Genomic DNA, 12,568 nt, shown 5'->3' on the forward strand with positions numbered 1-12,568 from the left:
GGGGTTAAGGCTCCCAGTAGACGACTGGGTTGATAGGCCGGATGTGGAAGCCCAGTAATGGGTGGAGCTGACCGGTACTAATAAGCCGAGGGCTTGTCCATAGGTTGCTCGCGTCCACTGTGTAGTTCTGAAACAACGAACCGTTGGTTCGACAGTTTCATAGTGTTTCGGTGGTTATAGCGTTAGGGAAACGCCCGGTTACATTCCGAACCCGGAAGCTAAGCCTTTCAGCGCCGATGGTACTGCAGGGGGGACCCTGTGGGAGAGTAGGACGCCGCCGAACAAATTTTGAGCCCCAGCCCCCGAGTTTTGACTCGGGGGCTGGGGCTTTTCTGCGTTGTCCCGCAATACGCAGAGCCGGCCGGATCCGGTGCCCGACTACAGTGGGGCGGTGCGCTACGACCTGGTCATCTTCGACAACGACGGCGTGCTCGTGGACAGCGAGCCGATCGCCAACCGCATCCTGGCGGGCCTGCTGACGGAGTTGGGCCACCCCACCACGTACGAGGAGTCCGTCCGCGACTACATGGGCTCCGCGATGCACCGCGTCCACGACCTCGTCGCCGAGCGCACGGGGCAGCGGCTGCCGGAGGACTTCGACGCCACGTACTACGCACGGGTCTTCGAGGGCTTCCGGCGTCAACTGGAGCCGGTACCGGGCGTGGCGACCGTGCTGGGGAAGCTGGCGGCGGACGGGGTGGCGTACTGCGTCGCGTCCTCGGGCAGCCACGAGCGGATCCGGGTGGCGCTGAAGAAGACCGGGCTGTACGGGTACTTCGACGAGGAGCGGATCTTCAGCGCCCAGGACGTCGGGTGCGGGAAGCCGGCACCCGACCTGTTCCTGCACGCGGCGCGCACGATGGGCGTGGCGCCGGAGCGGTGCGCCGTGGTGGAGGACAGTCCGCTCGGGGTGCAGGCCGCGGTGGCGGCCGGGATGGACGCGTACGGCTTCACGGCGATGACGCCGGCGGAGAAGCTGGCGGGAGCGGGAGCCGGGGCGCGGGAGTTGTTCGCGGACATGGCGGAGCTGCCCGCGAAACTGTTCGTGTGATCGATCTACCCGTCCGTAGCCTGCGGCCCTACGCTGCACGCTCATGGACGGCATCGACGGCGGATTGCGCCACGGACGGGCCTCGTTGGCCGTCAGTTTCTTCGCGCAGGGGGCGGCGTTCGCGCTGCTGGTGACCCGGATCCCGGCGCTGCAGGACCGTTACGGCATCAGTGACGCGCTGCTGCCCGTGTTCCTGGCCGCGGTGCCCGTCCTGGCGGGCGTGGGCAGCGTCGTCACCGAGCACCTGGTCAAGCGGGTGCGGCCGAGCGTGGTGCTGCGCTGGGTGCAGCCCGTGGTGTGCCTGGCGCTGCTGGGCGCCGGCGCAGGGGACGCGCTGTGGCAGCTGGCGACGGCGCTGGCCGTCTTCGGGATATGCGTCGGCGCCCTGGACGCGTCCATGAACATGCTCGGGGTGAGCCTGCAGCGCGCGTACGGGCGCAGCATCATGCTGGGCTTCCACGCCGCGTACAGCTTCGGCGGCATCCTGGGGGCGTCGCTGGCCTGGGCGGGGGCGCACTGGCACCTGTCGCTGGCGGTGCTCTACGGGCCGGTGGTCGCGGTGCTGATCCCGCTGACGCTGGTGGGCAGTCGCTGGTACGTCGACCAGAAGGCCGATGCCCCGGACGGGCAGGACGGGGCGGCTTCGCCGGCCGCGACCGCGGTGGCGATGCGGCTGCTGCTGCCGCTCTGCATGGTGATGGCCTTCGCGTACATCGGGGACTCCACCGTCTCCAACTGGAGCGCGAAGTACTTGCAGGACGTGCTCGGCAGCTCCGAGCAGTTGGCGACCGTCCCGTACAACGTCTACATGGTCACCACGCTCCTGGGCCGCGCGGTCGGCGACCTCGGGGTGCGGCGCTTCGGGGCGGCGGCGGTGGTGCGCGCGGGCGCGCTGGTGGCGGCGGCGGGCTTCGCGGTGGTCGCGGGCGCGCCGGGCGCGTGGGTGGGGATGGCAGGGTTCACGCTGCTGGGCCTGGGGCTGTGCGTGATCGTGCCGCAGACGTTCGCGGCCGCCGGGCGGCTCTTTCCGGGGGCGTCGGACACGGCGATCGCGCGGTTGAACATCTTCAACTACGTGGGATTCCTGGTCGGTTCGCCCCTGGTGGGCGCGCTGGGCGACGTGTGGAGCTACCGGGGGGCGATGCTGGTCCCGATGCTGCTGGTGACGGCGACGCTGCTGTACGCCCGCTCGTTCGGGGCGGAGCCCGCCCGATACGGTGTCGACCATGAGCGGCCGCGCACAGCTGATGTGGGACGAGCAGGTAACGGGCTATGACTTCGGTCGCGGCCATCCGATGGACCCGGTGCGGCTCGCACTGACCATGGGGCTGGTCCGGGCCTTCGGTCTGGACCGGGCGGTGACCGTGGCCGCGGCCCCCGCGGCCGGCGACTCGACGCTGCGCCTGGTGCACGACGCGGAGTACGTGGCGGCGGTGCGCCGGGCCTCCGCCGACCCCAAGGGCATGACGGAACTGGCGTACGGCCTCGGCACCGAGGACACCCCGGCGTTCGAGGGCATGCACGAGGTCTCGGCGCTGATCGCGGGCCAGTCGGTGGGGGCGGCCGAGGCGGTGTGGCGCGGCGAGGTGACGCACGCCGTGAACTTCGCGGGCGGGCTCCACCACGCGATGCCCGGGATGGCCTCGGGGTTCTGCGTCTACAACGACGCCGCGCTGGCCGTCGCCCGGCTGCTGGAGCTGGGCGCGGAGCGCGTCGCGTACGTGGACGTGGACGTGCACCACGGGGACGGCGTCCAGACGGCCTTCTGGGACGACCCGCGCGTGCTGACGATCTCGCTGCACGAGCACCCGCGCACGCTCTTCCCGCAGACCGGCTGGCCGGAGGAGACCGGCGGCCCAGAGGCGGAGGGCGGCGCGGTGAACGTGGCGCTGCCGGCCGGCACCGGGGACGAGGGCTGGCTCAGGGCGTTCGACGCGGTCGTCCCGGAGCTGCTCGCGGCCTTCCGGCCGCAGGTGCTGGTGACCCAGCACGGGGCGGACACGCACTTCGAGGACCCGCTGGCGCACCTCGCGGTGAGCCTGGACGCGCAGCGGGCGGTCGCGGAGGCGCTGCACGGCCTGGCGCACGAGCACGCCGAGGGCCGCTGGGTCGCCCTGGGCGGGGGCGGTTACGCGGTGGTCGACGTGGTGCCCCGGACGTGGACGCACCTGGTGGGCATCGCCGCCGGGCAGCCGGTCGCGCCGGAGGCGGCGACGCCCGAGGAGTGGCGGGCGGAGGTGTACCGCAGGACGCGGCAGATGGGGCCGCTGCGGATGACGGACGGCCGGGACGCGGCGTTCACCGGCTTCCACGACGCGGGGTACGACCCGGCGGACCGGCTGGACCAGGCGATCCTGGCGACCCGGCGGGCGGTCTTCCCGCTGCACGGGCTGCTGGCCTAGGTGTACTCGGTCAGGCCTTGGGCACGGCCGGGCCCTGCGAGGGGCGGTCGGGCGCCGGCCCGCAGCAGCTCCGCCGCACGTTCGGCGATGGCGTAGACCGTGGCGTTGGTGTTGGCCGAGACCGGGGCCGGCATCACCGAGGCGTCGGCCACGCGCAGACCGTCGACACCGCGCACCCGCAGGGCGCGGTCGACGACGGCGTACGCGTCGGTGCCGATGCGGCAGGTGCCCGCGTAGTGGTTGCAGGAGCGCAGGTTGCGGCCGAGGTAGGCGCGCAGCTCGGTGCCGCCGGTGGTGTCCGGGCCGGGGAGGACCTCCTCGCCGTACCAGTCCGCCAGCGCGGGGCCGGAGGCGAGCTCCCGGGCCGCGTCCAGGCCCCGCACCATCGTGTCGAGGTCGCGGATGTCGGCGTAGTAGCGGGGGTCGATGAGCGGTGGGGCGCCGGGGGCGGTGCCGGAGAGCCGGACGGTTCCGTGGCCGTACGGCGCCATGAGGGCGACCGTGATCGTCCAGCCTTCGCCGACGGCCGGCCCGGGCAGGCTCTCCTCGCGGATCGGGACGTCGACGACCTGCAACTGCACGTCGGGGCCCGGTGCGTCGGGCCGGGTGCGGATCAGGCCCTGGACCTCGCCGTGGTTGTTGGCGCCCGGCGGGACGGGGCGGGGGGCCCGTACGACGACGCCGCAGGCCACGTGGTCCAGCAGGTGGGAGCCGACGCCGGGCAGGTGCACGGCGGTGGGGATGCCCCAGTGGCGCAGGTGGTTGCGGGGGCCGATGCCGGAGAGCATGAGCAGTTGCGGGGTGCCGACCGCGCCCGCGGCCAGGACCACCTGCCCCGACGGGGAGCAGCGGGCGGTGCGCAGCCCGCCGTCCACGGCGTACTCCACGCCCGTGCAGCGTTCCCCGGTCAGGAGGACCCGGTGCGCCAGGGCCCCGGTCAGCACGTGCAGGCCCGGCCGGTGCCGTGCCGGGCGCAGGTAGGCCGTGGCGGCGTCCTGGCGTACGCCGTCGGCGATGCTGAGGTCGCCCCAGCCGAACCCCTCCTCCAGGCCGCCGGCGAGGTCGCCCGCCTCCGGGTGGCCGGCGTCGACGGCGGCGCGCAGGAAGTCCCGGGCGACGGGGTGGCGGTCGGCGGCGGGGCCGACCCGCAGGGGTCCTTCCATGCCGCGCAGTTCCGGGTCGCGGCCCGGGACGCCGGTGAGGTCCTCACTGCGGCGGAAGCAGGGCAGCAGGTCGTCCCAGCCCCAGCCCTCGGCGCCCTCGGCGGCCCAGGCGTCGTAGCCGGAGCGGTGGCCGCGCAGGAAGTTCATGGCGTTGATGGCCGAACTGCCGCCCAGGCCGCGGCCGCGGGGCCACGGCACCGCGAGGCCGGTCCCGGTCTGCGGCACGGTGCGGTCCGCCCAGTCCAGGGGGGTGCCGAGCAGGCCGGGCCAGGCCGCGGGGACGGAGACCTCCGGAGGGCGGCCTGCCCCGCCGGCCTCCAGGAGCAGCACGCGGGCCGTGTCGTCCTCGGAGAGGCGGGCGGCGAGCACGCACCCCGCGGATCCCGCCCCCACCACGACGTAGTCGAACTCGCCCGTGTCGGAGGAGATGTCGGCCACGGGGGCTCTCCCATCGCTGTCGCGCGCTATGTCCGTATTGTACGGAGGGTTTCGCCGGGTACGCCGACCCGAACGGCCGCCCCCCGGGAGTGATGTCCGGGTCGTTCCGGCACGTGAGGGGGGCGGGGGAGGCCACCATCGGCGCGTGGTGACTGTCGGCGCGCTGCGGGCGCATCTGGTGGGGGCGGGTATCGCGGGGGTCGTGACGACACCGCGGGAGAAGAGCCTGCGCAGCTATCGGCTGTTCGCCGCGGGTGATCCGCGGCAGACGCTGGGGCTGGAGCCGGCGCGGGCTTGGACGCAGTCCGGTCTCCTGCGGTTGATGGCCGACCGATGTGGGGTTTCGCCTGACCCGGGGCACACTTCCGGGCAGGATGTGATCGACCCGGACCGCACGCTCGCGGGGCTCGAGGCCTTCGCCGGCCGGCTGAAGGAGGCCGCGCGGCGCAGGGAGCCCGTGCTCATCGGTACTGGTCACCCGCATCGGCTGCTCGGCTTCTACGCCGGATTGGCGGCCGGGTTGTCGGCGGCGGGATGTCCCGTCCTCACCCCATCGCATGGCCGATGTATCGACATGGCGACGCAATTCGGCCTACGCACGCACAACCTCTGGTACGTAGGGGGCGTCGCGACGGTCCGGGATGCGCCGGGTGAGGGCGCCCGTGGTGCGCCGGCGGTACACACGCACTCCCCGCTCCCGGTTCGGGCCGCGCTGGCCGGTGCGGCAGGACGCGGGGGACTGCTGCCGAGCCTCGTGGTGGGAGACCACGGCTGGGTCTGCGGAGCAGGTCAGCTGGGCATCGAGGCCATCGGGCTGGCCGATGCGGACGACCCCGCGGTCTTCGTCGCCGAGGCGGAGGGCAGGATTTCGGTCGTGGTTCCGCTTGATGACGCTGTGCGGTCCGATTACTACCGACCGCTTACGCGCTATGTACTCAATCGAGCGTGTCTGTCACAGTAGTCAACCGATCGCTACTCCTCTTCCCCACTTGCATCACCCGCACCTAATCTGGGGAGGAGCGCACGTGCGAGAGGGAGTCACCGGAGGGGAAGCCGGTGCCCGTCATGTGCGGAAGGTTCAGGTGTGTCATGGCTTCAAGCGAGAGGCCTCTCAACGAGGTCGTGTTCCTGACCGTGGCAGAGGTCGCCGCGGTGATGCGAGTGTCCAAGATGACCGTGTACCGGCTGGTGCACAGCGGTCATCTGCCGGCGATCCGGGTGGGGAGGTCCTTCCGGGTGCCGGAGCAGGCCGTCCATGACTATCTTCGGGAGTCCTACGTGGGGGTGGGGGAAACTGCCTGACGACCGCCTCGGTTTCTACTCGGCGCTTGCGGACGGGTAGGCTGTGCCGACGTAGGTCGTGTGGGCTCGGACGCCCCGCACCGAGTGAAAACGAAGCGAGGGTAGTCGTGGGCTCTGTCATCAAGAAGCGGCGCAAGCGTATGGCCAAGAAGAAGCACCGCAAGCTGCTGAAGCGTACGCGTGTGCAGCGTCGCAACAAGAAGTAAGCGAGCTACGCGTCGCACTTCACTGCCCTCCCGCCCCCACGGACCGTGGGGGCGGGAGGGCAGTCGCGTTCCCGGGGGGACCGCCGGCCGGGCCCTCCTTGACGGTGCTCGTACGTTCGGGCGTCATCACGGCGCAACATCGAACCGATACGGTGCGTACATGCGGTGCGAGGGAAGGCGCTGATCTTGGGCAAAGTGGTGCTCGTGACCGGAGTCGCCCGCCAGCTCGGCGGCCGGCTGGTACGACGCGTGATGCGCGACCCCGACGTCGACCGGGTGATCGGGGTCGACACGATGCCGCCCCCGCACCATCTGGGCGGCGCGGAGTTCGTCCGTGCCGACATCAGGCACCCGATGATCGCGAAGGTGCTGGCGGAGCGCTCGGTGGACACGGTGGTCCACATGGACGTCAGCGGCACGCTGCCCGGCCGGAGCAGCCGGACCGCGGTCAAGGAGACCAACGTCATCGGCACGATGCAGCTGCTGGGCGCCTGCCAGAAGGCCCCGACGGTGCGCCGCCTGGTGGTGAAGTCCACGACGAGCGTGTACGGCTCGGCGCCCCGTGACCCGGCGGTCTTCACCGAGTCCATGCCGCCCAAGTCGCTGCCCAGCGGCGGCTTCGCCAAGGACGCGGTCGAAGTCGAGGGATACGTACGCGGCTTCGCACGGCGTCGCCCGGACGTTGCCGTATCGGTTCTGCGGTTCGCCAACATCCTCGGCCCGCGGGCCGACACCCCGCTCGCCGAGTACTTCGCGCTGCCGGTGCTGCCGACCGTGCTCGGCTACGACCCGCGGCTGCAGTTCGTGCACGAGGACGACGTCGTCGACGTCCTGATGCTGGCCCTGCGCGACGAGCGCAACGGGACGATCAACAGCGGCACGTTCAACATCGCAGGTGACGGGGTGCTCCTGCTGTCGCAGACCGCGCGACGGCTGGGGAAGCCCACGGTGCCGGTGCTGCTGCCCGCCGTCACCTGGGTGGGCCAGATGCTGCGCACCGCCGGCGTCACCGACTTCTCGCGCGAGCAGATCCGGCTGCTCACCCACGGCAGGGTCGTGGACACCACGCAGATGCGCGAGACGCTCGGCTTCACCCCGAAGTACACCACCGCCGAGACCTTCGGCGACTTCGCCCGCAGCCACGGCCACGGCCTGCTGCCGCCGGACCGGCTCGCCGAGGCCGTCGACCGGCTCGCCGCGCTGGTCCCCGCGGGCGGCCCCCGAGGACTGAGCTCGTGAGCAATGCTGCGAGGAGGAACCGCACCATGGCGGACGCCAAGGTCATCCCGTTCGACGAGGACACGCGGACGCGGAGGGGGGCACCGCGGTCGCGTGGGCGGGCCGCGGCCCGCGGAAAGGCGGGCGGCGACACCGGGAACGCGGTGGCCGCGCTGCCGGTGGAGGAGCGTGCCGTACGCGTCGCCGCGGAGCCCGACGCCGTCCAGGACGCCGTGACGGCCTCTGCGGACACCCCCGGCACCGATGGTGCCGGTGAGGCGTCCGAGGGCGTGCAGGCCGCGGCGGAGGGCGCTGAGGGGCACCCCGGCACACCGGGCGGCCCGCTGGTCGCCGCGCTCGGCTCGGCCGCGGACCGGCTGCTGGGCGGGCCCTGGGAGCGCCGGGTGGCGCACGGTCTGGCCTTCCTGCGCCGCCGGATCACCGGCGACTACGAGGTCGACGACTTCGGCTACGACGAGGAGCTCACCGACCAGGTCCTGATGTCGCTGCTCCGGCCGCTGTACGAGTCGTACTTCCGGGTCGAGGTCAAGGGCATCGAGAACATCCCGGCCGAGGGCGGTGCCCTCGTGGTGGCCAACCACTCCGGGACGCTGCCGATGGACGGGCTGATGATGCAGGTCGCCGTCCACGACCACCATCCCGCGGGGCGGCACCTGCGGCTGCTGGCGGCGGACCTGGTGTTCGTGCTGCCGCTCGTCAACGAGCTGGCCCGCAAGGCCGGGCACACCCTCGCCTGCGCGGAGGACGCCCAGCTGCTGCTCGAACGCGGCGAGGTGGTCGGCGTGATGCCCGAGGGCTTCAAGGGGCTCGGGAAGCCCTTCTCCGAGCGCTACAAGCTGCAGCGCTTCGGGCGGGGCGGCTTCGTCGCGACCGCGCTCAAGACCGGGGTGCCGATCGTCCCGTGCTCGATCGTGGGCGCGGAGGAGATCTACCCGATGGTCGGCAACGCCAAGACGGTGGCCCGGCTGCTGGGCTTCCCGTACTTCCCGGTGACGCCGACGTTCCCGTGGCTGGGGCCGCTGGGCATGGTGCCGCTGCCGACGAAGTGGACGATCCAGTTCGGCGAGCCGATCCCTACGGACGGCTACGCGCCGGAGGCGGCCGAGGACCCGATGCTGGTCTTCAACCTGACCGACCAGGTACGCGAGACCATCCAGCACACCCTCTACAAGCTGCTGGTGCAGCGCCGCTCGGTCTTCTTCTGAGGTTCCGGGCCTTCCGTCCGGCCCGCAGGAGCCGGACACGGCGGTGGGCCGGGGCATGGCGCCCCGGCCCACCGCCGTGAGGTCCCCGCTCAGTCGCCCCTGTCGTCCTCGGCGCTGAGCCCGAGACCCGGGAGCAGCCCGGGCAGCAGCGGCGGGAGGGTGACCGACGGCTGGGTGCCGTCGCCGCCCGAGGTGCTGCCGGTCGGCGTGGGGTCGAGCAGATCGCCGGTGCCGCCGATGAGGCCGCTGTCCGAACTGCGCGACGCCGAAGGGCTGGCCTTGTCGCCGCCGCGCTCGTCGGCGGACCCGCTCGCGGAGCCGCTGACCGAGGGCGAGGGCCCGCGGGTGCCGCTCGCGGAGCGGTCGCCGCTGCCCGGGACGCCGTGGCCGTCACCGTGGCCGGAGCCGGTGGAGGGCGGCAACAGCCTCTGCAGCGGGGCCACTTCGTCCTCTATGGCGTCGAAGACGGAGGTGACCTTGTTGCCCACGTCGTCGAGCCGGGAGGGGAGCTTGCCGCGCAGCTCGGTCCAGCCCCTGCGGTGGTTGCTGGAGAACGCGGAGAGCGTCTCGATCGGCTGCAGCGAACCGTCCTTGCGGTACGCGGCGGCGAGCAGCCGGTGGCCCTCGGAGGCCTCCTGCTGCATCCCCGACAGCGCCCTGCGGATCTCGCCCACCGACTCGTCGTCGAGCTCGCCGCCCCGGCCGCGTTCCATGAGGCGGCGCGCCTCCTGGAGCCGGGTGGAGGCGAGGTCGAGGTAGACCTTGCCGCGGTCGGCGTCGTCGTCGGCGAGGTTGAGGCGCATGTCCTCCATGCCCCGTTTGAGGCCGTAGAGGGTGTCGCCGGGCAGCGCGTCCGTGCTCGCGGCGGCGACGCCGCCGAGGGCGCCGGCCGCCACACCGACGGAGAGGCCGCCGGCGGCGAGCCTGCGCGACCACGCGGAACGCGGCTTCAGCTTGCCGAGACCGCGGCCGTCGGCGCGGTGCGCGCCCCGGCCGCCGTCGCGTTGTACGGGAACCGTCAGGGTGCCGTCGGCGAGCGCGGCCTCCATGGCGGCGATCAACTGGGCACGCTGGACGGTCTTGGTCTCCGGGTCCAGCGTCGGTCGCGGTACGTCCCGCAGGGCGTCCGCCAGGGCCAGGAACGCGCCCTGGCCCGGATCCGCATGCCGGTCCGCGGCGTGGGCGCCGTGCTGTACGCCGGCACCCGTCTGGGGGCCTTCGCCCTCGAGGGCGTCGGCGAAGGCGTTAGCCCGCCGGTGCGCCGTTGGATTCGCGATCACGGGCGGCACCTCCTCTCGTCATCCACCTCGACTCCCCGTAGTGCCTTCAAGGTTGTGCACCTTGAGCCTTTCCACCCGATCGAGTGATCGGAAGCGGGCAGAGCACGGCATTGGGGGGTCCGCATGTGATGCAACGAGTGCCGCCCGAGTTGGGTTACGCAGTCATGATGATCGGACCGTGGAGGCAGTCGCAAGATGAAGATCCATCCATCGCGCTATCGCGCGTCGTCGGGGAGGAGCCGGGCGAGGGTCCGTACGGCGCGGTACTGCAAGGTCTTGATCGCGCCCTCGTTCTTGCCCATGATGCGGGCCGTCTCGGCGACCGAGAGCCCCTGCAGGAAGCGCAGCGTCACGCACTCCTGCTGTTGGGGGTTGAGCTTGCGGACGGCCCTGAGCAGCGACTCGTTGGACAGCGCCTCCAGGACGCAGTCCTCCGGGCTGGGCTCGACCTCGTTGGCGTCGAGCATCTCCCCGGTGGTCACCTCCAGCCGGAAGCGGCTGGACTTGAAGTGGTCGGCCACCAGGTTGCGCGCGATGGTGACCAGCCACGCGCCGAAGTCACGCCCCTGCCAGGTGAAGGTGCCGATGCGGCGCAGGGCGCGCAGGAAGGTCTCGCTGGTCAGGTCCTCGGCGGTGGCCTTGCCCCCGACGCGGTAGTAGATGTAGCGGTAGACGGTGTCCGAATAGTGGTCGTAGAGGCGCCCGAAGGCCTCGGTCTCGCCGGCTTGGGCGCGCTCGACCAGGTCCATCATGCGTCCGCTGTCACTGTCGGCCGCCGGCCGGCGCGGGGTGGCGCCCGTGGACCGGTCGGCCTGCTGGGTGCTGCGGGACCGTCTGCCGACCGTGGCCCGGCCGTCGGCCAGCGCGTAGGCGCGGCCGGCGGGCGCTGCCGCCGTGGCGAGTGCGGGGACGAGCACGGCGTGCGCGGGGACAACGCGCAGCAGGTGCTCGGCCACCAGTGCGCGCAGCGTAGCCAGGCCAGAGGCGTCAACCCCGGTGTGTGGGTACACGGGACTCCCAGAGGCAGAACTTCCATCACGTGCAGTACGGAACCGTTCACCCGTCGTAGGGACGTGTGGGTACCGGCTTGCGTCTGAGGAGAATAACGCTTCGTACAGGCGACGCTACACCGAGTTGCTGAAATCGTCGGTTCCGCCCACTCTCTGGCGGAATGGTGATCGATCAATTATCGAACACCGGAACAGTGTTGACCACATAGCGTCGTGAAATGCTCGCGTGGAGAGCGTGTTGTGGCTGTGTGGCTCACCGTGAACTGACGGGGCGCCAGTGGGTGACCCGGGCGTGTCGCCCGCGTCCCTAGCGGCGGCGGCGCTGCAGGGCCATCGCGGCGGCGGCGCCGCCCGCCACGGCGCCCACGCCTGCGGCCGCAGGGATGCCGATTTTCACCGCCTTGCGACCGGTGCGGTAATCGCGCAGCCGCCAGCCCTTTTCGCGCGCGTGTTTGCGCAGCCGCGTATCGGGATTGATCGCATATGGATGTCCGACGAGCGACAGCATCGGGATGTCGTTCGACGAATCGCTGTACGCGGCGCAGCGCGAGAGTTCGAGTCCCTCCGCGGCGGCGAGGGCCTTGACGGCCTCGGCCTTGGAGGGGCCGTGCAGGGGCTCGCCGACCAGCCGGCCGGTGTAGAGGCCGTCGACGTGCTCGGCGACGGTGCCGAGGGCACCGGTGAGGCCGAGCCTGCGGGCGATGATCGTGGCCGTCTCCACCGGGGCGGCCGTCACCAGCCAGACCCGCTGCCCGGCGTCGAGGTGGGCCTGGGCGAGCGCGCGGGTGCCGGGCCAGATCTTGTCCGCCATGTACTCGTCGTAGATCTCCTCGCCGATGGACATGAGTTCCTCGACGCGGTGCCCCTTGATGATCGAGAGCGCGCTCTCCCGCACCTCCTGCATGTGCTCGGGGTCCTCGGACCCGGCGATCCGGAAGTACGCCTGCTGCCACGCGAAGCGCGCGAGGTCACGGCTCTGGAAGAACTTCCGCTTGTACAGGCCGCGCCCGAAGTGGAAGATCGCGGCGCCCTGCATCACGGTGTTGTCCAGGTCGAAGAAGGCGGCCGCGTGCGGATCGCCGACCACGGGGAACGCGGGGACGCCCGCCAGGTCGTCCTTGTTCTCCACGGGTGCCGCGAGCGCGGCCTCCGCCGCGGCCTCGCCGGCCAGCACGCTGCGCGCGGTGGCGGAGCGCTTACGGGGGGTGAGCCATCGCAGAGCGGCCATGGGGCGAGCATAGCCAGTCCGTTGGGCAACTCCGGTGCACCGAT

Annotated in this window: 12 protein-coding genes and 2 rRNA genes; 10 read left to right on the forward strand and 4 right to left on the reverse strand. The window is 71.9% G+C overall.

Translation table 11 applies throughout. The annotated features are described in order from the left end of the window. The 5 genes from PV341_RS21085 to PV341_RS21105 form a co-directional block, all read left to right on the forward strand. A 23S ribosomal RNA gene (locus PV341_RS21085) occupies positions 1-101 on the forward strand; the annotation flags it as partial. Positions 102-166: 65 nt separating this feature from the next. Then, positions 167-283: ribosomal RNA gene (gene rrf / locus PV341_RS21090) — 5S ribosomal RNA — on the forward strand. A 108-nt stretch (positions 284-391) separates the two neighbouring features. After that, positions 392-1,051 carry an HAD family hydrolase gene (locus PV341_RS21095; protein ID WP_500358708.1) on the forward strand — a complete coding sequence of 220 codons (660 nt, stop codon included), beginning with the start codon at positions 392-394 and terminating at the stop codon, positions 1,049-1,051. Positions 1,052-1,094: 43 nt separating this feature from the next. Further along, positions 1,095-2,327 (forward strand): MFS transporter, encoded by a 1,233-nt coding sequence (locus PV341_RS21100; protein ID WP_500329416.1) that lies wholly within the window; start codon positions 1,095-1,097, stop codon positions 2,325-2,327. Beyond that, a complete protein-coding gene (locus PV341_RS21105; protein WP_500329417.1) occupies positions 2,278-3,453 on the forward strand; it encodes an acetoin utilization protein AcuC in 1,176 nt (391 codons plus the stop codon). Before PV341_RS21100 ends, PV341_RS21105 begins: the two co-directional genes overlap by 50 nt. Here PV341_RS21105 and PV341_RS21110 read toward each other — a convergent pair. Next, complete coding sequence (locus PV341_RS21110; protein WP_500329537.1) at positions 3,450-5,045, reverse strand: GMC family oxidoreductase; 1,596 nt, start codon at positions 5,043-5,045, stop codon at positions 3,450-3,452. The two genes, PV341_RS21105 and PV341_RS21110, sit on opposite strands and share 4 nt — an antisense overlap. Positions 5,046-5,199: 154 nt before the next feature. On the opposite strand from PV341_RS21110, the gene PV341_RS21115 reads away from it, so the two are divergent. The 5 genes from PV341_RS21115 (at position 5,200) to PV341_RS21135 (ending at position 9,006) form a co-directional block, all read left to right on the forward strand. After that, a complete protein-coding gene (locus tag PV341_RS21115; protein ID WP_500358709.1) occupies positions 5,200-6,015 on the forward strand; it encodes a phosphatase in 816 nt (271 codons plus the stop codon). A gap of 128 nt (positions 6,016-6,143) precedes the next feature. After that, positions 6,144-6,356 (forward strand): helix-turn-helix domain-containing protein, encoded by a 213-nt coding sequence (locus PV341_RS21120; RefSeq protein WP_018558718.1) that lies wholly within the window; start codon positions 6,144-6,146, stop codon positions 6,354-6,356. Positions 6,357-6,463: 107 nt separating this feature from the next. Continuing rightward, positions 6,464-6,562 (forward strand): 30S ribosomal protein bS22, encoded by a 99-nt coding sequence (locus tag PV341_RS21125; protein WP_003948845.1) that lies wholly within the window; start codon positions 6,464-6,466, stop codon positions 6,560-6,562. A 186-nt stretch (positions 6,563-6,748) separates the two neighbouring features. Beyond that, the gene (locus tag PV341_RS21130) at positions 6,749-7,801 is read left to right on the forward strand and encodes an NAD-dependent epimerase/dehydratase family protein (protein ID WP_500329419.1); all 1,053 of its coding nucleotides are present in this window, start codon (positions 6,749-6,751) and stop codon (positions 7,799-7,801) included. Between the two features lie 26 nt (positions 7,802-7,827). Then, a complete protein-coding gene (locus tag PV341_RS21135) occupies positions 7,828-9,006 on the forward strand; it encodes a lysophospholipid acyltransferase family protein (protein WP_500329420.1) in 1,179 nt (392 codons plus the stop codon). 89 nt (positions 9,007-9,095) lie between these two features. Here PV341_RS21135 and PV341_RS21140 read toward each other — a convergent pair whose 3' ends face one another. The 3 genes from PV341_RS21140 to PV341_RS21150 form a co-directional block, all read right to left on the reverse strand. Then, positions 9,096-10,286 (reverse strand): DUF5667 domain-containing protein, encoded by a 1,191-nt coding sequence (locus PV341_RS21140; RefSeq protein ID WP_500329421.1) that lies wholly within the window; start codon positions 10,284-10,286, stop codon positions 9,096-9,098. Between the two features lie 215 nt (positions 10,287-10,501). Further along, positions 10,502-11,296, reverse strand: coding sequence for a sigma-70 family RNA polymerase sigma factor (locus tag PV341_RS21145; RefSeq protein ID WP_499513264.1), 795 nt, complete (start codon positions 11,294-11,296; stop codon positions 10,502-10,504). A gap of 307 nt (positions 11,297-11,603) precedes the next feature. Beyond that, on the reverse strand, positions 11,604-12,524 hold the full coding sequence (locus tag PV341_RS21150; protein ID WP_500329422.1) for an HAD family hydrolase: 921 nt from the start codon (positions 12,522-12,524) through the stop codon (positions 11,604-11,606). Positions 12,525-12,568: the final 44 nt, after the last annotated feature.

Source organism: Streptomyces sp. PA03-1a, assembly GCF_033792805.1.
Taxonomy (GTDB): Bacteria; Actinomycetota; Actinomycetes; order Streptomycetales; family Streptomycetaceae; genus Actinacidiphila.

Excerpts from the sequence above, each read along its gene's own strand:
- PV341_RS21100 (WP_500329416.1), top strand. The coding sequence starts at position 1,095 with ATGGACGGCATCGACGGCGGATTGCGCCACGGACGGGCCTCGTTGGCC.
- PV341_RS21105 (WP_500329417.1), top strand. The coding sequence starts at position 2,278 with ATGAGCGGCCGCGCACAGCTGATGTGGGACGAGCAGGTAACGGGCTAT.
- PV341_RS21120 (WP_018558718.1), top strand. The coding sequence starts at position 6,144 with ATGGCTTCAAGCGAGAGGCCTCTCAACGAGGTCGTGTTCCTGACCGTG.
- PV341_RS21135 (WP_500329420.1), top strand. The coding sequence starts at position 7,828 with ATGGCGGACGCCAAGGTCATCCCGTTCGACGAGGACACGCGGACGCGG.
- PV341_RS21150 (WP_500329422.1), bottom strand. The coding sequence starts at position 12,524 with ATGGCCGCTCTGCGATGGCTCACCCCCCGTAAGCGCTCCGCCACCGCG.